Raw genomic sequence first — 23,004 nt, 5'->3', positions numbered from 1 at the left:
TCCGGATCACCGGAACCGGTTTCGGAAAGGGATCGTGCCGATCCAGGACATGAGGCATGATGCGGCCTGACCGCTTCATGCCGAAGCCGGACCGCGACGGGGTGGAATGGCGCAGCCGATCTTCTTCACAAAGCCGCCTGCCGCAGCGTTGGCCGACATTGCCACGCTGACAAAGGCGCAGCTGGTCGACCCCGCGAGGGGCGGCCACGTCATCACGGGCCTTGCTTCGCTCGACGAAGCGGGCCCGATGCATCTGGCGTTCTTCGACAACCTCAAATACGCCGATCAGCTCAGGGCGACCAAGGCGGGGGCCTGTCTAGTCAGTCCGCGCTTCGAGGCCGAGGTGCCCGAACATGTGGCCGTGCTGCGGGTGGCGCAGCCATTCCGCGCCTTTGTCCGGATCGCGCGGGAATGGCACGCCGACGCGCTGCGGCCGCAATCCTGGGTCGGCAACGACGGTATCGCGCCATCGGCCATCATCGATCCCACGGCCCGGCTCGAGGACGGAGTGGTCGTCGACCCCCTGGCCGTGATCGGCCCGGACGTCGAGATCGGCAGTGGCACTGTGATTGGCGTCGGGGCGGTGATCGGTCCCGGCGTCAAGATCGGCCGGGATTGCAATGTCGGCGCCCGGACCGCTATCCAGTGCGCCCTGATCGGCAACAACGTGCTGATCCATCCCGGCTGCTCGATCGGCCAGGACGGCTACGGCTTCATCTTCTTCGGCCCGGAGGGCCATCTGAAGGTGCCGCAGACCGGGCGCGTGCTGATCCAGAACGACGTCGAGGTCGGGGCCAACACCACGATCGACCGCGGGTCCTTGCGTGACACCGTGATCGGCGAGGGGACCAAAATCGACAATCAGGTCCAGATCGGCCACAATGTGACGATCGGCCGGCACTGCCTGCTCGCGGCCCAGATCGGGCTCGCCGGCAGCCTGACCATCGGCGACAACGTGGCGCTCGGAGCGAAGGTTGGCATCAACAATCACCTCAAGATCGGCGACGGGGCGCAGGTGACGGCGATGAGCGCGGTCAAGGACGACATCCCGCCGGGCGGCCGCTGGGGCGGGCACTTCGCCAAGCCGACCAAGCAATGGTTCAAGGAGATCATCGCGGTGGAGCGGCTGGTACGCGACAGCAAGGCCGATCCGAAGGACGAGGGACGGGAATGACGGCGGAATCACCTGTTAAGTTCGAGCTGGTGGACATCAACGCGATCCTCCAGACACTGCCGCACCGCTTTCCGATGCTGCTGATCGACCGCGTGATCAACATCCGCGCCGATTACAGCGGCATCGGCATCAAGAACGTCACCTTCAACGAGCCGGCGTTCCAGGGACATTTCCCCGAGCGTCCGGTCTATCCCGGCGTCATGATGATCGAGGCGATGGCGCAGACCGCGGGCGTGATCGGCATCAAGTCGGTCGAGGGCACCGAGAAGCCGCGGGCGGTCTATTTCCTCACCATCGACAAGTGCAAGTTTCGCAAGCCGGTACTGCCGGGCGACACGATCGAGTATCACATGCGCTCGCTCGGCCGCCGCAAGACCATGTGGTGGTTTCACGGCGATGCAAAGGTCAACGGTCAGGTCGTTGCCGAAGCCGACGTCGGCGCCATGCTGACCGATTGAGCGGCACTGGGCTCAGGTGCAATCGCAGCGGCTGCCGGTCGTCTCCCGCCTGATAGTCCGGTTGAAGAACTGGCCCATGGAGGGCGCGCCGAGGAGGCGTTCGACGGTGTCGGCCGTCACGCCGCAATAGCGGTGATAGGCGCCGTTGCTCGCGACGATCAGGTCCTGCTGCGCGCGATCGTAACAGACCCGCTGAAGCACCGTGCTGCGGGTGATGTCCCGGCACTCGAATGTCCGCAGATCGACCAGGCGGTGTTCGCCGGTCTCGACCGCCTCCGACACGATCGGAGTATCCGCGAGCTGCGCCAGCAGAAGGATCAGGGCCCTGACCACGATCGTTGAAGCTCCACATGAACCTGGCGGGGACGGGAAGGCCGCGTCATCCGGCACTTGAAACACGGCGAGATGATACGTCACTGGACAGATCGGGCATAGTCGCGCTAACCAGCCGAAAACCGAGCGACTTCAATACATAACCCGACCTTCTTGACGAGTAAGATTGGCTTGATGAGCAAGATTGATCCCACCGCGCGGATCGCGGACGGCGCCGTGATCGGCGAGGGCACCGAGATCGGACCCTATTGCATCATCGGCCCGAACGTCGTCATCGGCGCGAACTGCAAGCTGATCGGGCATGTGCACATCACGGCGCAAACCACGATCGGCGACGACTGCACCATCTATCCGTTCGCTTCGCTGGGCACGCCGCCGCAATCGCTCAGCTATCGTGGCGAGCTGACGCAGCTCAGGATCGGCGCGGGCTGCACCATCCGCGAATCCGTCACCATGAACGCGGGTACCGTCGCTGGCGGGGGCGTCACCTCGGTTGGCGACCGCGGCTATTTCATGAACTGCAGCCACGTCGGCCACGACTGCCATCTCGGCAACGACGTGATCTTCGCGACCTCGGCAACGCTCGGCGGCCATTGCGAGATCGGCGACTTCGTCTTCATCGGCGGGCTGTCCGCCGTGCATCAGTTCACCCGTATCGGACCGCAGGTCATGGTCGGCGGCGTGTGTGGCGTGCGCGACGACATCATTCCGTTCGGTCTCGTCAACGGCCAATATGCCGTGCTCGAAGGCCTCAATCTGATCGGCATGAAACGTCGCAAGTTCACCAAGCAGCGCCTCGCCACCGTGCGCGCCTTCTACCAGAAGCTATTCCATGGCGCCGGCACCTTCGCCGAGCGGCTGGAGGCGGCGCGGCCGCTCGCGGGCGAGGACCCCGCGATCGCCGAAATCCTCGACTTCATCGGCAAGGGCAAGCGCCCGCTCTGTCTTCCCGCCATCGCGAAGTGATCTTGAAATGATCTTGGAGTGATCTTGGGATGGCCGCGGGCACGACATCGGCGGCTTTGCAGGTTTCGTCACCGGTCGGCATCGTCGCCGGCGGCGGTGCCATGCCGTTTGCGGTCGCCGAGTCGCTCGCCGCGCACGGCATCACGCCGGTGCTGTTTCCGCTACGCGGGGCCTGCGATCCCCAGCGGGTGGAGAAGTACCGGCATCGCTGGATCTCCGTCGGCCAGCTCGGACGCGCGATGCGGCTGTTCCGCGAGGAGGGCTGCCGCGACCTGATCTTCATCGGCACGTTGGTGCGGCCTTCGCTGTCCGAGATCCGGTTCGACTTCACGACGCTGCGCCTGCTCGGCAACGTCATCCGCGCCTTCCGTGGCGGCGACGATCATCTGCTGTCGGGTGTGGGCCGCATCCTCGAGCAGGACGGCTTCCGGATGGTCGGCATCAAGGACGTTGCGCCGGATCTCCTGATGCCTGAGGGCTGCATCAGCCGCGCCTGGCCGAGCGATGCCAGCAAGGCCGATACCGACCGGGGCCGGGCGGTGCTGACCGCACTCGGCCCGTTCGACATCGGCCAGGCCGTGGTCGTGATCGATGGCCACGTGGTGGCGGTCGAGGACATCGAGGGCACCGACGCGCTGCTCGCCCGCGTCGCGAGGCTGCGCGAGGAGGGCCGCATCCGCGCCGCCACCGGACGCGGTGTGCTGGTGAAGGCACCGAAGAGCGGCCAGGACCTGCGCTTCGACCTGCCGACGATCGGTCCGCGCACCATCGAGGGCGTCGCGGCTGCCGGCCTTGCCGGCATCGCCGTCATCGCGGGCAACACCATCGCCGCCGAGCCGCAGGCGATGATCGCGCTTGCCGATGCCAAATATCTCTTCGTCATCGGCCTGCCCGCGTGATGTCGCGTGATCCCAAGCGCAAGATCTTCCTGATCGCGACGGAGGAATCCGGCGACAGGCTCGGCAGCGCCTTGATGAAGGTGCTGCGCCAGCGCCTTGGCGACGGCGTGCAGTTCGTCGGCGTCGGCGGCCGCACCATGGCGCGCGAGGGCCTGGAATCGCTGTTTCCGATCGAGGAGCTCTCGATCGTCGGGTTTGCCGCGGTGCTGCAGCAATTGCCGAAGATCCTGCGGCTGATCCGGCAGACCGCCGACGCAGTGACCGAGGCCGCGCCCGACGTGCTCGTCATCATCGACAGCCCCGACTTCACCCATCGCGTCGCCCGCCGCGTGCGCGCGCGCAATCCCGTGATCCCGATCGTCGACTACGTCTCGCCGCAGCTCTGGGCATGGCGGCCGGGACGGGCGCGGACCATGCTCGGCTATGTCGACCACGTGCTCGGCCTGCTGCCGTTCGAGCCCGAGGAATACCGCAAGCTCGGCGGCCCGCCCTGCAGCTATGTCGGCCATCCCCTGATTGAGCAATTGGGCTCGCTGCGGCCGAGTGCGGAGGAGCAGGCGCGCCGCGACAGTGAGCCGCCGGTGCTGCTGGTGCTGCCCGGCAGCCGCCGCAGCGAGGTCAGGCATCATCTCGACGTGTTCGGCGCAACGCTCGGTCGCTTAAGGGGTGAGGGCTGTGCGTTCGAACTGATGCTGCCGACCATGCCGCATCTCGAAGCCACCATCCGCGAAGGCATCGCGAGCTGGCCGGTCAAGCCTCAGATCGTGATCGGCGAGAACGAGCGGCGTGCGGCCTTCCGCATCGCTCACGCCGCGCTGGCGAAATCCGGCACGGTGACGCTCGAGCTCGCGCTGTCGGGCATTCCGATGGTGACGGCCTATCGCGTCGGCGCGATCGAGGCGTTCATCCTGCGACGCGCGATCCGTGTCTCCTCGGTGATCCTTGCCAATCTCGTGATCGGCAAGGATGTCATTCCCGAGTATTTGCAGGAGGAATGCACGCCGGAGAAGCTGGCGCCGGCGCTTCGGGACGTGCTGACGGAGTCTCCGCTGCGCCGGCAGCAGGTCGAGGCCTTCGCCAGGCTCGATCAGATCATGTCGACCGGCAACACATCGCCGAGCGTGCTCGCCGCCGACATCGTGCTCGCAACGATGCGCCAGGGCCGGCGAGCGGGTCAGGGTGTTTTATTATGAACGCCTGCTCGCGACGGCTGAGCGGGAGAGCCGACATTATCCTTCGTTCGGGTTAGTTGGTCGGCAACACGACCATCTCCCTGCAACAGCGCAGGCAGCGCGCGCTTGTTCCTATGATCTCGCAAGTGACGTCGTTCGTTACGATCGTCCGGCGGCATTTTGGACAGGAATATCCGCCAGTCTCCACGCCGAAATCGTACACCGGCCCGACATAGGCGCAGATCATGTGATGAAGCACCGGAAAGCTCTGCAACGCCCGGGCGCCACAGGCCGGGCACGCGGTTTCACGGCTTTCGATCTGCATGTGCCGTCATCCTGCTTCCGCGGGCGGTTTACTTTCAATCGAGCCCAAAAATACTGACAAGTGCGCTGGCTATCCGCCCGGCAAATTGGCTGTAGTGCATGTGAACGTAGACGGTGGAGTTGAGCGGAGGCGCAGACGTTCCCGGGTCGAACTGGATGCGCGCGATCTGCGTCGCGGGACGGTCTCGAATTTGCACCTGTTGCGTCACCGCGTACACTGCGGAGACCGGCAGGATTTGCACGATCTTTCCGGGGATTCGCCGGTTGCCGAACAGGACAAAGACCTCCTTGCCGACCTTCGGCTCGATCAGGCGCTCGTTGGGGATGTACCAATCGACGAAGATGTCGGACGGATCGAGGATTTCGGCGATCGATGTGCCCGCCGTCAGAGACTGGCCGACACGCGCGAGGCTGGTCGACACTATTCCGCCGACGGGTGCGAAGACTTTTCCCTGATTGTAATGGCGTTGCACTTCATCAAGGCGACCGTTCAGTTGTTGAATGAAGGTGTCGAGCGAAGCGAGTTGAATAGCGGACTCAGCCACTTCCGCCTCGTGCGAGACCACTGCCTTGCTGGCTGCGGCGCGTTCGCGCAGCACGTCCATGCGGAACGTCACCGTCGCTGACGCCATCGCTTCCACGCGCTCGACGGCCTCGCGGGTGACCTGCAGGTAGGCTCGCGCCGCGCTGAGTGATTCCTGCGCGACGCGCGCCTTGATGCGCAACTCGGCGGTGCGGCCGTTGATATCCGCCAGCGCGCGCATATAGGTTGCGACGATGCTATCCTGCTCTGGCGAAATCACGTCGGCAATTTCCTCCCCGGCCTTGACGAGGGCACCCGACTCCAGGTTCATCCTGGTGATCTGAACCGTATAAGGCAGCGAGACGACGTGGCGCGGTGATGCAACGGTGCCGGCGCCGCCGAGATAGACAAAGGGTGCGCCGAAATAGACGACGAAGAATGCCAGCACTCCGAACACGACGACAGCATAGGCAAACCGCACCATTCGCCCCGCCGCGCGTCGGCGGCTTTCGACGGGGTCGGGAACGTTGGGATCGAGCCGATTGATTTCGATGTTCATCGCGCTGCGTCCTTGAAATCCGACGCCCCCAGCAGTGCGCGACGGACGCGGGGCGGCACGAAGTCGTCATGCCGCGAGGTCGCGAAGATGATCTCGGATGAGTAGGAGAAGAACCGGGCGACCTTCAGATAGATGCCCTGGTAGAACGGAAAGATCAGCGAGGCGCCGAGTGCAAAGAAGCCGATCGTTCGGTTGAACATGACGAACGCGAGCGCCATGTTAAAGATCGATATCCAGAGCAGAAGGATATAGATCGCGCCGAGAAACGCCGCAGCGTTCGGGCCGAACAACAGGAAGACGTAGGCCAGGTAGAACGGCAGGGCGAGCGTCGGGACGAGATCGAAGATGACGAAGTCCAGCCGCTGGAGCGTGTCCGGGAATCGTTCGAGTGGGTGGAAGAAGCTCAATTCGCCATACATCATGAAGCGGATTCGCAGCGCATCGCGGTCCCAGCGCGCGCGTTGCCGCAACAGGCCGATGCCACTTGCCGGGCCAGCCGTTTCCGCCCAGGCATCCGGAACGAACCTGATACGATGGCCGAGCCGGCGCAGCCGAAGACTATATTCGAGGTCTTCGCCGGGGCCGACATCGAGGCCGCCGTGCCGGAGGAACGTGTCGCGGCGATACATGGAACAGGCGCCGGACAGGCAGGCGATCGCCCCCGCGACGTCCAGGACGGAGCGGCCGGCGCTGATCGACATCAGGTACTCGACGCTTTGCAGCCCGGTCCACAGCGAGTCGTGCTCGTTGCTGATCGCGATGTTGCAGCTCGCGCCGGCAACGCGGGGATCACGAAATGCGTCGGCGAGCCGCGCTACCGCAGTTGGCTCGAACACGGTGTCTGCATCGACGGTCATGAGCAGGTCGCCGCTGGCAAATCGGGCACCGGCATTGATTGCCGCGCTGCGCCCACAGCGCGTGCCGTGGCAGATCACCGCGTCGATGAGGCCGAGCGCCCGGGCACGCTCCGCAAGGCGACGAGTCGCGTCGGTCGAGCCATCATCCACGACGATGATTTCGGCCGGTCGCAGCGTCTGCTGCCGCAAGGATGCGATCGTCGGCTCGAGGCCCGAGCCACCGTTGAAGGTCGGAATGACGACGGTAACCGAACGAAGCTCGGCAGGCGGCTCCACGTTCGACTTGCGTATGCCAAAGAAGACCAGGGAAAGGAGCGAAAGCGTGAAGCGGGGGATGTCGAATATCAGCACAGCCAGAAAGAGCTGCAGCGGATCGGTCCTGGCGACGAGCTGCAACATCTCCAACATGGGGGGCCTCGCTAGAGGGGGTGACCAGACTCCTGAGCGAGGCGTATGCCGATGAACACACTGCAGCTTGAGATGGATCAATGCCACCCCGCACCTCTGCGTTGGCCGTCCAACCTGTTCCGTGCTGATCGGCGAACTCTAAAGATTGATTCAATACGAACCCAAGCGTCGGTTGGGCACGTCCTCGCAGGCTTCACTTCTCGCCAAGACCTTGGGCCTCGATGTCGTGAGCACTGTAGGTCAGCCTCGCGGCCCTTTTCCCGCGCAGATTGTTGTGCTGAGATGCGTGAGGCGGGCAAGCGCAATGAGCAATGATCGGGTCGTTGCAGCCCCCATCATAGTGGTAGGCGCCCTCAGCACGGTGCTCGCAACAAGGGCCGTTCTAGCTTTCTGTGTTTCCTCTCGGCAGGCGCCGCTCGCGGCCAGGCGCGCTGCTTTCTTGACCAAACCCTAAGTGCCGCTTTGTCGACCTACCGCTCGCCCCATCGAGATCTGTGTCGCACGGATCTCCGGAAGTGAACTACTGGCATGGGCTTTTGTTTATTCGACCCGAAGGGGGCATTCGGAGGGCGCGCCGGACAAGCTGGCAACTGCGCTCTCCGCGCTGCTGACGGGTTCGCCGTTCCGCCGAGAGCAGGTCGAGGCGTTCGCCAGGCTCGATCGGATCATGTCGACCGCAACACATCGCCGAGCGTGCTCGCCGCCGACATCGTGCTCGCAACGATGCGCCAATGCCGGCGAACGAGCTAGGTTGTTTCATAAAAGTCTTGAGCTGCCCCCTCCAAAGCGTGAGCTGCCCTCCAAGGCCAGACGCCAACAAACGCAACAGCGAAGGCGTGAGTTACGCTAAAGCGACGTGGATCACTCCTGTTGCGAAGGCAGACTAAAGTGAAACGCCGCCCCCCGTGGTTCATTGGCACCAGTCCAAAGTCGTCCTCCGTGCGCCTCGATGATCGATTGGCAGATCGACAAGCCCATGCCGGTTCCGTCCGGCTTGGTGGTGTAGAAGGGCTCGAACAGGCGGTCAACGATTGCGACGTCAAGTCCAGGTCCGGTATCCCGTACGGCGACAACAACGAGATTTGAAGCATCTGCAGCCGTGCTGATCCGCAGCTCTCGTCCGCCAACGTCGACACAGTTCATTGCCTCGATCGCGTTGAGGATCAAATTGAGAACCACCTGTTGCAGCTGAACGCGATAGCCCTGCACGAGCGGCAAGCCCGGAGCGAGGTCGGTCTGGATCGAGACATCATGTTTGAGCAGCTCGCTACGGGCGATGGTGATCACATCCAGGATTGCGCCATTGACATTGACACTCTCCTTCGGCGTCGGAGCTTTCTTGATCAAGGAACGGATCCAACTGATGATCTCGCCGCCTCGCTTGGCTTCTGCGACAATGGATGCGAGCGCCTGCTGTGCCTTTTCGAAATTCGGAGATTGTGTTCCTAGCCAGTTCAGTGCGGCCTCTGCGTTGCAGAGCACAGCGGTGATTGGTTGGCTTAATTCGTGCGTCACCGACGCCGTGACCTGGCCCATTGCCGCCGCGCGATTGGCGTGTGTTAGTTCAGCCTGCATCTCGCGGAACGTCTCGGCGGTTCGCTTGCGTTCGGTGATGTCGCGGCTCAGACAAATGATTCGTGACTGTTCGACTTCGCAGAACTCGCGCATACGAACTTCGACGGGAAACACAGTGCCATCCTTTCGGCAATAGCGCCTCTCGAGCGTAGCGATGCCGCCGGCCTTGAGACGCTCGCGGTTGCGACGCCAAGTCGCTTCATCCATCTCCAGATCGAACAAGGCCGCAGTTGCCCCAACCAGTTCGGTCCGGCTGTAGCCGAGACTTTCGCAGGCATTCCGATTCACATCGAGAACGTGACCATCTTCACTGTGCAGCATGAACGTATCGGTCGCGTGGTCCACGAAGGTACGGAAACGGGCCTCGCTCTCGATCAGCGCCTGTTCGGCGCGCTTGCGCTCCGTGATGTGGCGCCCCACACCTCGGTAACCCACGAAGTTCCCTGTCTTGTCAAAGATGGGCAGCCCAGAGACGGAAATATAGCGCTTGCCGCCGTCGGGCATCGGCCGCGCGAGCTCGAAATCGCGAAACGGGAGGTGAGCGTCGAGTATCTCCCGGTGTTTGCGCCAGCCATCTGCGTCAGGTTCGAGATACGGGATCTCCCATCGTGTCCTGCCGATCTCGGAGACCGGCGGCTCGGGAAGCGTCTCGGCGAACTCTTGGCGGATGAAGCGATGCTCCGCGTCCGTTTCCCAGTACACATCGAAGGAGAATTGCACCAGCGTGCGAAAGCGCTCCTCGCTCTCGCGCAGTGCCTCCTCGGGGCGCTTGCTCTCATTCGAATCGAGGGCGACCGACGGCACTTCAATCGCATGTTGCATGATCATCTCTTGCTCACGCGTGATGGATCAATCGACAGATTTCTCATGCCGGATCGCGTCTCCCGGAGCCGGTCAAGATCGATCGGGAATATGCCTTTGGCGACTATACTCCCGTATACAGGGCTTCTCTATAGCGACGTGGCTGTGACGACCCCGAGCCGGAACAACGCGAGCTAAAACCCGGTTCCATCAACGTATGCGTGTGAGGTGGGCCCTGTTTCTGGCTCGCGGGTGGCCGACGCTCATTTGCAAAGTAACGACGCGGCCATCGATCCGCTGATTGGAGTGAAACGGGCTAAACTTGCTTCCGCGAGTTCTTCGCTTGTTGAACTGAAGCGGATTTCTCGAACTTGAGAAGCTGGCGCCTGCGCTGTCCGCGCTGCTGACGGATTCGCCGCTCCGTCATCAGTTCGTGTCGACCGGCAACAAAGCGCCGAGCGTGCTCGCCGCCGACATCGTGCTCGTAACAATGCGGAAGAGTAGGCGAACGAGCTAAGGCGCGTACTCATGAACGTCCGAACCCGTCGAGGCGGGCCCGACACATGGACGGGAGGGCAAGGACGTTCGTGGTGAGCTCTTAACCAGTGTTTCTGACCGCCTCAGCCAGAATGGCGTAAAGCTGCTGCCGGCTGAATTCTTTTGGCAGCTCCCTCTCTGCTGTACTCGGCGACACCCTCCGCGCGATGGGACGGGCGCAGGCGGCCGACGACGGCCTCAGCTTCGGGGCCGGCCTTATCTGGGGCTGCGCTGTGGGCGGCTTGTGGCCGCGCTTCAGGCCCAGACGGTTCAGCATACCGCATACCGCGTTACGACTGCAGCCGAGATGGCGCGCAATCTGCGCCGCGCTCTGCCCCGCGGACCAGAGCCTTTTGAGAAGCGCTATGTCTTTCGCATCCCAGCCCATGAGAGATAGTATAACGGCGACTGCCAGACACCGGCTAGTCTAGTCTTCGTCCGGCTCGCGCACGACCGCCGGTTCGTCGGCATCATCTTCCTCATCCTCGTCTTCGTCCTCCTCGTCTTCATCCTCCTCGTCTTCATCGGGATCCCTGGGTGGCATCACGATGCGCATCCGCATGAGCAGTTTCCTGGCTGTGGTGGAAAATGCTTCGGAGGTGTGTTGCTTCATGGCATTGTGCTCCTCGAAAATTAGCGCAGTCGCCAGATTCTTGGCCGGCATATGCCGGTGCCGGGGCGCGACCGCCGCAAACGCGATGCAGGTCGGGTAGACTGCACGATCAGCGGGCGGCGGGCCATGCAACAGGCAGCGTTTTCGGCTACTTGATGCCCGAGGACCCATTGGGCTCTAAGTTCACCAAAACCTCGCCGGCAGCGATTTCAGGAACTCCAAGATCGAGGTCGGGTAGACTGGCTTGAACAAATGCCAGTATCTTGGCGTTCGCTGCGTTGGCGCTTTCGCGGTCGTCAAATATCATCACCGCGATACCGACACCGTCGCCCGCATCCAGCACATGGTAAGATTTGAATCCCCGCGATTGTCTTAGGATCTCACCGACGCCGCTCTTGGCGCGACGAGCGGCGTCGGCGACCGAACGAACCTTACTGTACTTGCGAATGACCATGTACATGGGGCCACCACGCGCCATACGCTCCTTCGCATCAAAGCATTTCGGTCCCGCTCGGACTAGTGCCAACTTCCGGGGTGGGCCACAGCGTCCGGCTGGCGGACCGCAACGCGCCTGTCCAATGAGCCGTCCTCGCCCGAAGCGGCGAGGTGCTGAGGCTCAGGAGCCCTCGAACTTGAACGATACGTTGAGCTTGGCGCGATAGGCCTCAACTTTTCCCTTGTCATCCAGTTGCATATCGAGCTTGACGACCTCTGCAATGCGGAGATCTCGGAGAGATTTAGCAGCTTGCTCGACTGCGTTAGCGGCCGCCTTCTCCCATGAGTCGCTGCTGGTACCGACCAGTTCAATGACCTTGTAGACGCTATCGGGCATGTTCGTCCTCCCAATCGCTAGGAGCAGGAAGTCTAGCACTGGGATCTCGACGCTGATACATCTCGGGATGCCGCGGAAAGGGTCCGATTGGCTGTCACTTTCCTGTTCGACCCAAAAGAAGAACTCGGGTCGTCCTGTCGGAAATTATGTTCGCATTTTCAGCCCGAACGAACGCGGACAGGTATCTTCTTCGCGCTCTCCGGCTTCCGAGTATGATTTTGCGCGCCTAAGTCGTCATTGCCGCCAAGGTTCCGATCCATGAAGCGATGGCACCGCGTAAGCGTCAGCAGCTTGGTGATTGCCCTGAGTCTGGTGTGTGCCGGGGCCCTGGTGGTCAATCAATCGCACGTGCCATCAGAAGCCATAGCCTCATCGGTCACACGTACTCCGGAGCTTATTGAGCGTGCGTGGCACCTGCCCGTGGCAGCAACATTTGAAGGACACGTTGTTTGGCAGTCAAATGGCTCTCGCTGCGGACCTGCCGCTGTTGCAAATGCGTATCGGTCCCTTGGCGAGGCGGCAAGGACGGAAGGCAAGGTGTTGGCCGGGACGTGGAGTTGCTGGACAGGCGTATGCATTATGGGGCTCACGCTTGACGAACTGGCCAACGTCGCCCAGTCCAACACCAGCCGGAAAGTTACTGTCTTGCGTGATCTCAGCGAAAACCAGTTTCTGGAGCATCTCCGTCGCTCCAACGATCCGCGGCGACGCTACATCGTGAATTTCGATCGCGCTCATATTTTTGGTGCTGGTAGTGGACACCATTCCCCAATTGGAGGCTATTTCGAAGCCGAAGACCTCGTTTTCGTGCTCGATGTCAATTTCGATTTCCAGCCGTGGCTAGTCGAACGGAAGCGGCTGTTCGACGCTGTAAATACGTTTGACGGCGATAAGAAGAGGGGACTGCTGTTCATAGAGTGACATCCCGCTCCATGTCGCCTCGTGACCCTTAGCCGGATCATTTGAGGCAGTTGGGATGTCGTCTATCGGCGGTGGACAGAACGCGGGGGGCCGTCTTGCCTCGACTGGCGCTTGTGCGCCCTATGACGGCCCGCCACTTGCCCCCGGGGTCTCGCTCCACGCGTACACTGAGCGCGACATACTGACCCCGGGAGGACATTTGGGCGGCAACCAGGCGGACGACACGCTAACCCGGGACCGCATGCGACCCGTGAATTGGCCACTTCCGGCGCCCGCGCAACTCGCCGTAGACGCAGAGCAGGCCGAGTGTTCTATTTCGGAGTGCCGGTCTGGCTACCCGAACCCGTGGTCTGCTCACTTCCCGGTCGGCCCGGAGGATGCGCCGAAGCGGCCGGCTTGTCTTGATCGGCCACGTATCCGGACTCTCCGGAGTTGCGGGTCTTGATCCCTTTGTCCGCATCGCGCTGCATCTGCTCGTTGGGCTGGCCAGCCTTGAGCTCCCGGTCCACGTCGCGCTTCATCTCCTCCTTGGTTTGCTCACTGGGTGCGGCCTTTTGCTGTTGGGCCGTTGCTTGGAAGCTCATTGCGCTTCCGGCAACTACAATCAATGCGAGAATTGCTGTTCGCATGCTTCTCCTCCACGGCTTGCTCCGGCCCCTAAACGCGCGAACCTCCCAAGGTTTCCTAGTTCCAATCACTATTGTCGAACGTCACGTAGGGCTAAGCAAAGGGCACTCGAACGGTCTTATGCGCACCGGCCTAGGCGAGTCCGCCATCAACCCTGAAACACTGGCTGGTGATGCGCTGGCTTTCGTCGGAGGCGAGGAACAGTGCCATATTGGCAATGTCTTCGGGCGTTACCGCATCGGGCACCGCCTGGCGCGAGCGTATCTCGGCGATGACCCGATCGTCCGGATACCACAGCCTGCGCTGGCGCTCGGTGATGACCATGCCCGGCGCGATCGCGTTGACGCGAATGCGGTCGGGACCGACGGAGCGCGCCAGCGAGTTGGTGAAGCCGACGATCGCCGCTTTCGCCGCGGCGTAGACCGGCAGTGCCGGCGCGCCGCGCATCCAGGCGATCGACGACATGTTGATGATCGAGCCGCCGCCGCGCGCCTGCATCTGTGGCACCACCGCTTGCGCCGCGAAGAAGACGTGCTTGAGATTGACGCCGATCATCCAGTCGAACTCGGATGGCGTGACCTCGGCGAGCACCTGGCGCTGATCGTTGGCGGCGTTGTTGACGAGAACGGCGGCGTCGCCAAGCGAGCGGCGGGCCTCTGCCATCGCGCTGCGCAGCGCATCGATGTCGAGGAGATCGCAGGGCACGAACAGCGGCGCAGGCCCGGACGAGGCCGCTATTTCCCGCACCAGGGCTTCGCCGGCGTCCTTATCGATGTCGAAGAAGGCGACCCGGGCGCCTTGGCCCGCGAAGGCCCGGACGAAGGCGGCGCCGATGCCGCTGGCGCCTCCGGTGATCAGCACCACGCTGCCGGCTAGGCTGGAATAGGTCGTCTTCGTCATGCGATCAGGCGCTCCGTCTCGGGGTCGAACAGGCAAATGCGGCGGGTGTCGAGCGCGAAGGCGGCGGACGTGCCGGGCGCGGGGCGGATATCCGGCGAGACTCGTGCCATCGCGGGCTCGCCGCCGAGCCGCAGGAGCACCATCGTCTCGGCGCCGGTGGGCTCGACCAGCTCCACCGGCGCCTCGACGAGGACAGGCGCTTCGCTGGAAAACGTGCGGCTCCCCTCAGCGATGCATTCCGGCCTGATTCCGAACACCACCTTGCGCCCGACAAAGGGTGCTGCGGCGTCATATCCCCTCAGGCGCAGACGAAGCTCGTCGGGCCGTCCCGCGCCGATCACGACGACCGGACCGTCATTTTCGGCCTCGAGCCGCGCCGGCATGGTGTTCATCGGCGGCGAGCCCATGAAGCGTGCGACGAACAGATTGGCGGGATAGCGGTACACGGTGTCGGGATCGGCGAATTGCTGCACGCTGCCCTGATGCATCACGGCGATCCGCGTCGCCATCGTCATCGCCTCGATCTGGTCGTGGGTGACATAGATGATGGTGGCGCCGATGCGCTGATGCAGGCGCTTGATCTCCATCCGCATCTCGACGCGCAGCTTGGCATCGAGATTGGAGAGCGGTTCGTCGAACAGGAAGAGCAGGGGATTGCGCACCAGCGCGCGTCCCATCGCCACGCGCTGGCGCTGGCCGCCGGACAATTGCGAGGGCTTGCGGCCGAGCAGCGGCTCGATCTGGAGCAGTTTTGCGACATTGCCGACCGCAGCGTCCTGCTCTGCTTTGGGAACGTGACGGCATTCCATGCCGAAGGTGATGTTCTGGCGCACGGTCATCGAGGGATAGAGCGCGTAGGATTGGAACACCATGGCGATGTCGCGGTCCTTCGGCGCGACGTCATTGACGACGCGGCCGCCGATTTCGATCGTTCCCGCGCTCGGGCGGTCGAGCCCGGCGACGATGTTGAGCAGGGTGGACTTGCCGCAGCCGGACGGGCCGACCAGCACGGTGAACTCGCCGCTCTCGATGTCGAGCGCGATGTCCTTCAGCACCTCCAGATTGGCGTAACGCTTGGACAGGGCACGAATGCTCAGTGCTGCCATGACAACTCCATCATTTCACGGCCCCGGCAGTCAGGCCGCGGACGAAGTACTTGCCGCCGAGCAGGTAGATCAACAGCGTGGGCAGCGCGGCGATGATCACCGCTGCGCTCTGCACGCCATGCTGCGGGATATCCGCGACGGCGGCGGACAGCGCGATAAGCGCTGCGGTGACGGGCTGCTGCTGGCCGGTGGTGAACGTCACGCCATAGAGGAACTCGTTCCAGATATGGGTGAACTGCCAGATCACCGTGACGATCAGGATGGGACCTGAGAGCGGCAGGATGATGCGCCAAAAGATGCGGAAGAAGCCGGCGCCGTCGATGCGGGCGGCCCTGATCAGTTCATGGGGAATGGCGACATAATAATTCCGGCAGAACAGCGTGGTGAATGAGAGCCCCTGAATGGTGTGAATCAGCACGAGGCCGGTCAGCGTGTTGATGAGGCCGATGTCCCGCAGCACGATGGTCCAGGGCAACAGGCGCATCTGCTGCGGGAGGAACAGGCCCAGCGTCACGATGCCGTAGATCCAGTTGTCGCCGCGAAAACGCCAGAGCGACACAGCGTATCCGGCGATTGCGCCGAGCAGGGTGGAGAAGATCGTGGCGGGAATCGTGACCAGCGCGGAGTTCAGCATGTAGGGCCGGATGCCGGCGCAGGTCTCGGCGACACAGAAGCCGCTCCAGGCTGCGGCGTAGTTGCTCCAGGCCAGATGCTGCGGCCAGCCGATCATCGATCCCTGCGCGATCTCCTCGTTGGTCCGCAGCGAGTTCAGCACCACGACCACGAGCGGCGCGAGCCAGGCCGCGGCGATCAAGAAGACGGCGAGATAGATCAGGATCCGGGTCGGTGCGAAGCTGCGGTCAGGCATGGGCGCCTCGCCGTCGCTGGATGTATCGCCACGCCGCATAGGGCAGCAGCACCGCGAGAAGAATGAGCAACATCAGCACGGCCGCCGCCGCGCCGCGGCCGAGCAGGCTGCGCTGGAACATCAGGTCGTAGACGACGAGTGCCGGCAGCTGGGTCGCGATTCCCGGTCCGCCGTTGGTGAGCGCGCGCACGAGGTCGAAGGTCGAGATCGCGAACTGCAATTGGATCACCACGACGGTGACCGTGATCGGCCACAGCGACGGCAGGATGATACGCCGGTAGGTTCGGACCGGTCCCGCGCCGTCGATCTGCGCGGCCTTGATGATGTCGGGATCGACCGAGCGAAGGCCGGCAAGGAACAGCGCCATGGCAAAGCCGCAGGATTGCCAGATCGCGGCGATGACAATGGTCCAGATCGCCATGTCGCGGTCGATCAGCCAGTCGAACTTAAAGGAGGTCCAGCCGAGGTCGTGCACCAGCTTCTGGATCCCGAGACCGGGATTGAGCAGCCAGCTCCAGACCGTGCCGGTGACCACGAAGGACACCGCCAGGGGATAGAGGAAGATGGAGCGCAGCACGTTCTCGCCACGAATGCGCTGATCGAGCAGGATCGCGAGGATGAGGCCGGTCGCTGCGCTCAGCAGCACGAAAGCGCTGCCGAACAGCAGCAAATTGTCGAAGGCGATTTGCCAGTTGCGCGATGCCGTGACCGCCGTGTAGTTGCGCAAGCCGACCCAGCCCGCAACGGGAACGAGGGTGGACGGCGTGAACGAGATCCAGATCGTCCAGAGCGAAAACGAGACGAGGTGCGTCGCCGACAGCAGCAGCGGCACCCAGATCGTCAGATATTCGGGCAGCCGACGCACCCATTCGGGAAGCGCCGGCCGGCCCGGTCTCATCGTGGCGGCATTGCTCAACGCGCGCCCTCGACGGCCTCGGCGAGGCGGGTGGCTGCCTGCTCCGGCTTGATCGTCTTGTTCTTCACGTACTCCGTGATTACGTCGATCATCGCCGCGGTCATTCCGTTTTCCTGCGCCATGTTGTGCGCCATGCTGAGGACGGCCTGATTGCTGGCGATGGCCTCCTTCAAGGCCTTCGAGGTTGTTCGTTGCCCCTCCGACCAGCCTTCGCCTGATAGATCGACGTCAGTGCGCACGGGGATGGAGCCGGTGATCTGCGAGTACATGGTCTGGATCGCCGGATCCATGACGAGCTGAGCCATCAGGGTCTGGCCGGCTTGCAGGTCCGCCTCCTTGCGCTGCCAGAAGATGAAGGCGTCGGCATTCAACAGGAAGACCGGCTTGCCGTTGTCGCTCGGGCCTGGCGCAATCATGAAGTCCTCGAGCTTGAAGCCGGCATTGCGCAATACGCCCTGCGCCCATCCGCCCATGATCATCATGCCCATGTCGCCGTCGATGAAGCGCTTCAGGTTGGTCGAGAAATGCTGGGCGCCGACGTTGGGGTCCATCCAGTCGGCGATCTTGCGCACCTGGGCGAACGCGGCCTTGATCTCCGGACCCTCGAGGGCCTTCTTCTCGAGATTCATGATGGCCGCGCGATAGGCGAGCGGACTGATGCCCGCGAGAGCCGCCTCGAATTTCTGTCCGTCGTCCGGGCGGGTGCCGCCATTGGCGATGGGAGAAGCGACTCCGCCCGCCTTCATCTTTTCGGCGAGGTCGTTGAAGTCGGCCCAGGTGACGGGGACCTTGTCCGCCTTCGCCTTGTCCATCGCGCGCTTGGACAGGAAGAGCATGTTGGTGCTGTAGATCTGTAGCGGCAGCGCAATCCATTTGCCGTCGGGCTTGTGCAGCTTTGCAAGGTCCGGAGCGACGACCTTCTCGTAGCCGGCGGCCGCGACGAGGGCATCGAGATTTACGGTGGGCGCAATCTTCGACCAGGCCGCAATCTCGGGCCCCTTGAGCTGCGAGCAAGCCGGCGGATCGCCGGCCATGATCTGCGCGCGCAGCTTGTTCATCATCTCGGTGGTGAAGCCGGGGACGGGCGAGTGCTGCCAAACGCCGCCCTTCTCCTCGAATTTCTTGCCGAGCGCCGTAATGGCCGCCCCGTCGCTGCCCGCCGACCATTGCGAGATCGCGGTCAGTCGCGGCTTGGCCGCGCCTTGCGCGCGGGCAAGGTGCGGAAAGGCGAGCGCGGCAGCAGATCCAGCGAGCAGACGACGCCTTGTTGTTGTGATCGGCATGGCAGTTCCTCCCGGTGTGAAATCTTTCGCGCTTTACAGGCCGTTTGGGCTCAGCGCATGTCAGGCCGCCTCCGGCGATGCCGCGGGCATGCCGCCACGGCTGGCGAGACAAAAGGCGGCGAAGGCGAGCGCAGCCTGCGGATCGTTGCCGGTCGACGGCGGCACGAAGGCGAGGGAGACCTGCGCCAGTTTGCGTCCGCCCAGCAGGCAGGCGTCGATGCCATCGACCAGTGCTTGCCGATCCTCTTCAGCGAGAAGCGACGGCCAGCCGCTGATCGCAACGCCGCCGCACGGCTTGACGTTCAGCGTATTGCCGATCGCAAGGCCGAGCCGGAACAGCCGACGGCGCAAATCCTGCCGCACGCGCGATGAGATCGGGACCGTGTTGACCCATTCGTTGCCGAGCTGGAGCAGCTCGGTCTCGGAAACGCCGAGAAGCGCAGCCAGCGCGGGAATCGACGTATAGGCCTCGACGCAGCCGTGATGTCCGCAGCGGCAGCGCGGTCCGTCAGGCCCGAACACCATGTGGCCGAGCTCGATCGGCTGCAGAGCATCGGTCTCGGCCGGATCATGCATCCAGGCGCCGGCGATGCCGTGGCTGACGAGCACGAACAGATGCGTGTCGTTGAACGGGTAGTTTTCCGTGCGGCAGCGGTGAAAGGTGGCATGCGCGACGACCGAATTGGTGAATTCGAGCGGCACGCCGGCGAACATCTCGCCGAACATGTCGCTGATGCGAGCGACGTCGCAGGGAATGATCGGATTGGCCGATATGCTGAGACGGCCGAGGCCGGGAATCGAGACGCCGATCTGCGAGAGGGTGATCCGGCGGCGCCGCGTCCAGTCGCGCAACAACGTCATCGCTTCGCGAAATGCCCGGCCGACGGTCTCGACGTCAGGCGTCTTCGGGAGCGGCACACGCTCGGTGTAGTGCAGCTCACCCGACAGGCCGCCGACCCCGACGCTGAGCCGCTGCGTCGTCAGCTCGAAGGCTGCCAGCGCCACCGCGCCGTCCAGCGACACGAGACCGGTCGGGCCGCCGACGTAAGGGGCAGGGCGCCGCACTTCCTCGATCAGACCCTCGGCCTTCAGGTCGAGCAGGATGCGCGACAGGCTCGCTTCCGACAGACGCACGGCCTTGGCCAGCGGCGGACGAAACGAGCCGCCCGACTGAAGCAGATGAGTCAAAATGGCAGCGCGCGTCTGCCGCCGACTTCTCGGCTGCTCCGGCATTTCCATCCCTGTCGTCATTCTTACTTAGAGTAAGAATGCGCGCGGAGCATTTAGGCTGTCAAGGCGCTTGCCGCCGTGAGCATGGACTTGTTGTTGTGCGTGGCAGCACGAGGGAAAGTGCGGGCGCAAACAAAACGGCGCCATCTTGCGATGGCGCCGCTGCGAAAGGCGTGATGGCCTGACGTTAGCGCTTGTCGATCGGCACGTAATCGCGCTTGGCGACGCCGGTGTAAAGCTGGCGCGGGCGGCCGATCTTCTGCTGGGGATCCTCGATCATCTCGCTCCACTGGCTGATCCAGCCGACGGTGCGGGCGACCGCGAACAGCACGGTGAACATCGAGACCGGGAAGCCCATCGCCTTCAGCGTGATGCCCGAATAGAAGTCCACGTTCGGGTAGAGCTTGCGGTCGATGAAGTACTGGTCGCTGAGCGCGATCTTCTCGAGCTCCATCGCCACCTTCAGCATCGGATCGTCGCCATGGCCGGTCTCCTTGAGCACGGCATGACACATCTTCTGCATGATCTTGGCGCGCGGATCGTAGTTCTTGTAGACCCGGTGGCCGAAGCCCATCAGGCGGACTTCGGAATTCTTGTCCTTCACCTTGGCGATGAACTCGGGGATCTTGTCGACCGTGCCGATCTGATAGAGCATGTTCAGCGCGGCTTCGTTGGCGCCGCCATGGGCCGGGCCCCAGAGGCAGGCGATGCCGGCCGCGATGCAGGCGAACGGGTTGGCGCCCGAGGAGCCGGCGATGCGCACCGTCGAGGTCGAGGCGTTCTGCTCGTGGTCGGCGTGCAGGATGAAGATCTTCTCCAGCGCGTCGGCGAGCACCGGGCTGACCTTGTAGTCTTCGCAAGGCACCGCGAAGCACATGTTCAGAAAGTTCTCGGCAAAGCCGAGCGAGTTCTTCGGATAAACGAAGGGCTGGCCGACGGTGTATTTGTAGGCCATCGCAGCCAGCGTCGGGATCTTCGCGATCATGCGCATCGAGGCGATCATGCGCTGCTTCGGATCGTTGATGTCGGTGCTATCGTGATAGAACGCGGCCAGCGCGCCGACGGCCGCGACCATGATCGCCATCGGATGGGCGTCGCGGCGGAAGCCCTGGAAGAAACGGGCCATCTGCTCGTGCACCATCGTGTGATGGGTCACGCGGTAGTCGAAATCCTTCTTCTGCGCGGCGGTCGGCAGGTTGCCGTAGAGCAGGAGGTAGCAGGTCTCCAGGAAGTCGCCATGCTCGGCGAGCTGCTCGATCGGGTAGCCGCGGTATTCCAGCACGCCCGCGTCGCCGTCGATATAGGTGATCTTGGACTGGCAGCTCGCGGTCGAGGTAAAGCCCGGATCGTAGGTGAACAGGCCGGACTGGCCGTAGAGCTTGCCGATATCGATGACGTCAGGCCCGACGCTGCCGCTGAGGATCGGAAGATCGAAATTCTTGTTTCCGACCGTCAGCGTCGCGGTCTTTGGGCTTTCTTTTGCGTCCATCAGAGGTCCCCGATGTGTGGTGAGACGGGCCGGAGCCGGAGACCCCCAGGGCGACCATGGGGGCAGGCCGGATGTTCCAGAATGTGGGGGAGATGGGTATATTATTGCTATGTGCGCTGCAAGATCGCCGCACGCATGGTCGACTTACGTCGTAGACTGATCCCTAAGCCGGCCGAGGCTTTCCTGGCGTCCAAGCACCTCCAAAACCTCAAATATACCAGGGGACGTCGTCCGTCCGGTGAGCGCCGCCCGAAGCGGCTGGGCGACCGCGCCGAGCTTGAGACTATTTTCCTCGGCAAAGGCGCGCAGCGCGGCCTCGGTGGTGGCGCCGCTCCACGTCTCGACTTTCTCCAGCGCGGAATGAAGCTGGCCGATCAGCTTGCGGTTCTCGGGCGTCAACAGCGCCTGCGCCTTGGGATCCGGCGCCAGCGGCCGGTCGGCGAAGATGAAATGGGCGCCGTCGATCAGCTCGATCAATGTCTTGGCGCGCTCCTTGAGCGCCGGCATGGCCTTGAGCAGCTGCGCGCGCGTGGTGTCGTTTAACTTGGCCTTGATCTCGTCGCGGCTCGGCACGACGTGGTCGAGCACGTCCTCGAACATCTTCACGAGCGATTGATCGTCGGCGTGGCGGATGTAGTGGCCGTTGAGGTTTTCCAGCTTGGCGAAATCGAAGCGGGCGGCGGCGCGGCCGACGCTGCCGAGATCGAACGCGTCGATCATCTCCTCGGTCGAGAAGATCTCCTGGTCGCCGTGGCTCCAGCCGAGCCGGACCAGGTAGTTGCGCAGCGCAGCCGGCAGGTACCCCATCGCGCGGTAGGCATCGACGCCGAGCGCGCCGTGCCGCTTGGAGAGTTTCGAGCCGTCCGGGCCGTGGATCAGCGGAATATGGGACATGCTGGGCAGCTCCCAGCCCATCGCATCGTAGATCTGCTTCTGGCGCGCGGCGTTGATCAGGTGGTCGTCGCCGCGGATCACATGGGTGACGCCCATGTCGTGGTCGTCGACCACCACGGCGAGCATGTAGGTCGGGTTGCCGTCGCCGCGCAGCAGGACGAGATCGTCGAGGTTCTCGTTCTGCCAGACCACGCGACCCTGGACCTGGTCCTCGATCACGGTCTCGCCGGTCTGCGGCGCGCGCAGGCGGATGGTGGGCTTGACGTCGCTCGGAGCCGTGGCCGCGTCGCGGTCGCGCCACATGCCGTCATAGAGGCGGGTGCGCCCCTCGCTGCGCGCCTTCTCGCGCATGGCGGCGAGCTCTTCGGCGGTGGCGTAGCAACGGTAGGCCTTGCCATCGGCGAGCAGCTGCTCGGCGACCTCGCGGTGCCGGGCGGCGCGGGCGAACTGGTAGATGACCTCGCCGTCCCAGCCGAGCTCGAGCCACTTCAACCCGTCGAGGATGGCGCCGATCGCCGCTTCCGTGGAGCGTTCCCGGTCGGTGTCCTCGATCCGCAGCAGCATCTTGCCGCCGTGCTTCTTGGCATAGAGCCAGTTGAACAGCGCCGTGCGGGCGCCCCCGATATGGAGGAAGCCGGTCGGCGAGGGAGCGAAGCGCGTGACGACGGAATCGGACATTCTTGGCAGGGCCTATGCATTGGAGGCGGTGGTGTATAGCAGGAACGGGACATAACTAAAG

General features: G+C 63.5%; 24 protein-coding genes and 2 pseudogenes. 8 read left to right on the top strand and 18 right to left on the bottom strand.

The window, feature by feature from the left end:
• The first annotated feature begins 106 nt into the window (after positions 1 to 106).
• Both lpxD and fabZ read left to right on the top strand, forming a co-directional pair.
• Entirely contained in the window at positions 107 to 1,174 is a 1,068-nt protein-coding gene (gene lpxD, locus I6F16_RS21165; protein ID WP_036010017.1) for a UDP-3-O-(3-hydroxymyristoyl)glucosamine N-acyltransferase, read from the top strand.
• Entirely contained in the window at positions 1,171 to 1,632 is a 462-nt protein-coding gene (gene fabZ / locus I6F16_RS21160; RefSeq protein WP_036010015.1) for a 3-hydroxyacyl-ACP dehydratase FabZ, read from the top strand. Before lpxD ends, fabZ begins: the two co-directional genes overlap by 4 nt.
• A 12-nt stretch (positions 1,633 to 1,644) precedes the next feature.
• Here fabZ and I6F16_RS21155 read toward each other — a convergent pair whose 3' ends face one another.
• On the bottom strand, positions 1,645 to 1,965 hold the full coding sequence (locus I6F16_RS21155; protein WP_225112539.1) for a KTSC domain-containing protein: 321 nt from the start codon (positions 1,963 to 1,965) through the stop codon (positions 1,645 to 1,647).
• Positions 1,966 to 2,139: 174 nt separating this feature from the next.
• Here I6F16_RS21155 and lpxA point away from each other — a divergent pair, with 174 nt between their 5' ends.
• The 3 genes from lpxA to lpxB are packed head-to-tail and all read left to right on the top strand — an operon-like array spanning position 2,140 to position 5,023.
• Positions 2,140 to 2,931, top strand: a complete 792-nt coding sequence (lpxA, locus tag I6F16_RS21150) for an acyl-ACP--UDP-N-acetylglucosamine O-acyltransferase (protein ID WP_036025239.1) — start codon at positions 2,140 to 2,142, stop codon at positions 2,929 to 2,931.
• Between the two features lie 29 nt (positions 2,932 to 2,960).
• On the top strand, positions 2,961 to 3,830 hold the full coding sequence (lpxI, locus tag I6F16_RS21145) for a UDP-2,3-diacylglucosamine diphosphatase LpxI (protein WP_036038899.1): 870 nt from the start codon (positions 2,961 to 2,963) through the stop codon (positions 3,828 to 3,830).
• Positions 3,830 to 5,023 (top strand): lipid-A-disaccharide synthase, encoded by a 1,194-nt coding sequence (lpxB, locus tag I6F16_RS21140; protein WP_225112538.1) that lies wholly within the window; start codon positions 3,830 to 3,832, stop codon positions 5,021 to 5,023. The genes lpxI and lpxB overlap by 1 nt, the downstream gene beginning before the upstream one ends.
• Positions 5,024 to 5,075: 52 nt before the next feature.
• Here lpxB and I6F16_RS21135 read toward each other — a convergent pair whose 3' ends face one another.
• Genes I6F16_RS21135 through I6F16_RS21125 form a run of 3 tightly spaced genes read right to left on the bottom strand, consistent with a single transcriptional unit; the run spans position 5,076 to position 7,754 of the window.
• Positions 5,076 to 5,327, bottom strand: coding sequence for a hypothetical protein (locus tag I6F16_RS21135; protein WP_225112537.1), 252 nt, complete (start codon positions 5,325 to 5,327; stop codon positions 5,076 to 5,078).
• Positions 5,328 to 5,361: 34 nt separating this feature from the next.
• Complete coding sequence (locus tag I6F16_RS21130; RefSeq protein ID WP_225112536.1) at positions 5,362 to 6,408, bottom strand: HlyD family efflux transporter periplasmic adaptor subunit; 1,047 nt, start codon at positions 6,406 to 6,408, stop codon at positions 5,362 to 5,364.
• The gene (locus I6F16_RS21125; protein WP_225173978.1) at positions 6,405 to 7,754 is read right to left on the bottom strand and encodes a glycosyltransferase; all 1,350 of its coding nucleotides are present in this window, start codon (positions 7,752 to 7,754) and stop codon (positions 6,405 to 6,407) included. The genes I6F16_RS21130 and I6F16_RS21125 overlap by 4 nt, the downstream gene beginning before the upstream one ends.
• Before the next feature lie 493 nt (positions 7,755 to 8,247).
• On the opposite strand from I6F16_RS21125, the pseudogene I6F16_RS21120 reads away from it, so the two are divergent.
• A pseudogene (locus I6F16_RS21120) lies at positions 8,248 to 8,423 on the top strand (lipid-A-disaccharide synthase); the annotation flags it as partial.
• A gap of 111 nt (positions 8,424 to 8,534) precedes the next feature.
• On the opposite strand, the gene I6F16_RS21115 reads toward I6F16_RS21120, so the two are convergent.
• A complete protein-coding gene (locus tag I6F16_RS21115) occupies positions 8,535 to 10,070 on the bottom strand; it encodes a PAS domain-containing sensor histidine kinase (RefSeq protein ID WP_225112534.1) in 1,536 nt (511 codons plus the stop codon).
• A 352-nt stretch (positions 10,071 to 10,422) separates the two neighbouring features.
• Here I6F16_RS21115 and I6F16_RS21110 point away from each other — a divergent pair.
• A pseudogene (locus tag I6F16_RS21110) lies at positions 10,423 to 10,566 on the top strand (lipid-A-disaccharide synthase); the annotation flags it as partial.
• Positions 10,567 to 10,647: 81 nt separating this feature from the next.
• Here I6F16_RS21110 and I6F16_RS21105 read toward each other — a convergent pair.
• The 4 genes from I6F16_RS21105 to I6F16_RS21090 form a co-directional block, all read right to left on the bottom strand.
• The gene (locus I6F16_RS21105) at positions 10,648 to 10,974 is read right to left on the bottom strand and encodes a GcrA family cell cycle regulator (RefSeq protein ID WP_036010004.1); all 327 of its coding nucleotides are present in this window, start codon (positions 10,972 to 10,974) and stop codon (positions 10,648 to 10,650) included.
• Positions 10,975 to 11,013: 39 nt separating this feature from the next.
• Positions 11,014 to 11,199: a hypothetical protein gene (locus I6F16_RS21100; protein ID WP_225112533.1), complete on the bottom strand. Its 186-nt coding sequence runs from the start codon at positions 11,197 to 11,199 to the stop codon at positions 11,014 to 11,016.
• Positions 11,200 to 11,347: 148 nt separating this feature from the next.
• The gene (locus I6F16_RS21095) at positions 11,348 to 11,659 is read right to left on the bottom strand and encodes a hypothetical protein (protein WP_057030484.1); all 312 of its coding nucleotides are present in this window, start codon (positions 11,657 to 11,659) and stop codon (positions 11,348 to 11,350) included.
• A 156-nt stretch (positions 11,660 to 11,815) separates the two neighbouring features.
• Positions 11,816 to 12,031 carry a dodecin family protein gene (locus I6F16_RS21090; protein WP_035699963.1) on the bottom strand — a complete coding sequence of 72 codons (216 nt, stop codon included), beginning with the start codon at positions 12,029 to 12,031 and terminating at the stop codon, positions 11,816 to 11,818.
• 258 nt (positions 12,032 to 12,289) lie between these two features.
• On the opposite strand from I6F16_RS21090, the gene I6F16_RS21085 reads away from it, so the two are divergent.
• Complete coding sequence (locus I6F16_RS21085) at positions 12,290 to 12,952, top strand: phytochelatin synthase family protein (RefSeq protein WP_225112532.1); 663 nt, start codon at positions 12,290 to 12,292, stop codon at positions 12,950 to 12,952.
• Positions 12,953 to 13,263: 311 nt separating this feature from the next.
• On the opposite strand, the gene I6F16_RS21080 is transcribed toward I6F16_RS21085, so the two are convergent.
• The 9 genes from I6F16_RS21080 to gltX form a co-directional block, all read right to left on the bottom strand.
• Positions 13,264 to 13,581, bottom strand: a complete 318-nt coding sequence (locus tag I6F16_RS21080; RefSeq protein ID WP_141697647.1) for a hypothetical protein — start codon at positions 13,579 to 13,581, stop codon at positions 13,264 to 13,266.
• A 130-nt stretch (positions 13,582 to 13,711) separates the two neighbouring features.
• Positions 13,712 to 14,479, bottom strand: coding sequence for an SDR family oxidoreductase (locus tag I6F16_RS21075; RefSeq protein ID WP_225112531.1), 768 nt, complete (start codon positions 14,477 to 14,479; stop codon positions 13,712 to 13,714).
• Positions 14,476 to 15,585 (bottom strand): ABC transporter ATP-binding protein, encoded by a 1,110-nt coding sequence (locus I6F16_RS21070; protein WP_225112530.1) that lies wholly within the window; start codon positions 15,583 to 15,585, stop codon positions 14,476 to 14,478. The genes I6F16_RS21075 and I6F16_RS21070 overlap by 4 nt, the downstream gene beginning before the upstream one ends.
• 10 nt (positions 15,586 to 15,595) lie before the next feature.
• Positions 15,596 to 16,453, bottom strand: coding sequence for a carbohydrate ABC transporter permease (locus I6F16_RS21065; protein ID WP_057030516.1), 858 nt, complete (start codon positions 16,451 to 16,453; stop codon positions 15,596 to 15,598).
• Entirely contained in the window at positions 16,446 to 17,369 is a 924-nt protein-coding gene (locus tag I6F16_RS21060) for a sugar ABC transporter permease (RefSeq protein ID WP_225112529.1), read from the bottom strand. The genes I6F16_RS21065 and I6F16_RS21060 overlap by 8 nt, the downstream gene beginning before the upstream one ends.
• Complete coding sequence (locus tag I6F16_RS21055) at positions 17,366 to 18,652, bottom strand: ABC transporter substrate-binding protein (RefSeq protein ID WP_225112528.1); 1,287 nt, start codon at positions 18,650 to 18,652, stop codon at positions 17,366 to 17,368. The genes I6F16_RS21060 and I6F16_RS21055 overlap by 4 nt, the downstream gene beginning before the upstream one ends.
• Before the next feature lie 60 nt (positions 18,653 to 18,712).
• Positions 18,713 to 19,891, bottom strand: a complete 1,179-nt coding sequence (locus tag I6F16_RS21050; RefSeq protein WP_225173995.1) for an ROK family transcriptional regulator — start codon at positions 19,889 to 19,891, stop codon at positions 18,713 to 18,715.
• 178 nt (positions 19,892 to 20,069) lie between these two features.
• Entirely contained in the window at positions 20,070 to 21,371 is a 1,302-nt protein-coding gene (gene gltA / locus I6F16_RS21045) for a citrate synthase (RefSeq protein WP_036009984.1), read from the bottom strand.
• A gap of 144 nt (positions 21,372 to 21,515) precedes the next feature.
• Positions 21,516 to 22,943: a glutamate--tRNA ligase gene (gene gltX, locus I6F16_RS21040; RefSeq protein ID WP_109143623.1), complete on the bottom strand. Its 1,428-nt coding sequence runs from the start codon at positions 22,941 to 22,943 to the stop codon at positions 21,516 to 21,518.
• Positions 22,944 to 23,004: the final 61 nt, after the last annotated feature.

Origin of the sequence: Bradyrhizobium sp. IC4060, from assembly GCF_020193715.1 — a bacterium.
GTDB classification, from domain to species: Bacteria; Pseudomonadota; Alphaproteobacteria; order Rhizobiales; family Xanthobacteraceae; genus Bradyrhizobium; species Bradyrhizobium yuanmingense.
Note: the sequence above shows the minus strand (reverse complement) of the source record. Positions and strands in the feature narration are given on the sequence as shown.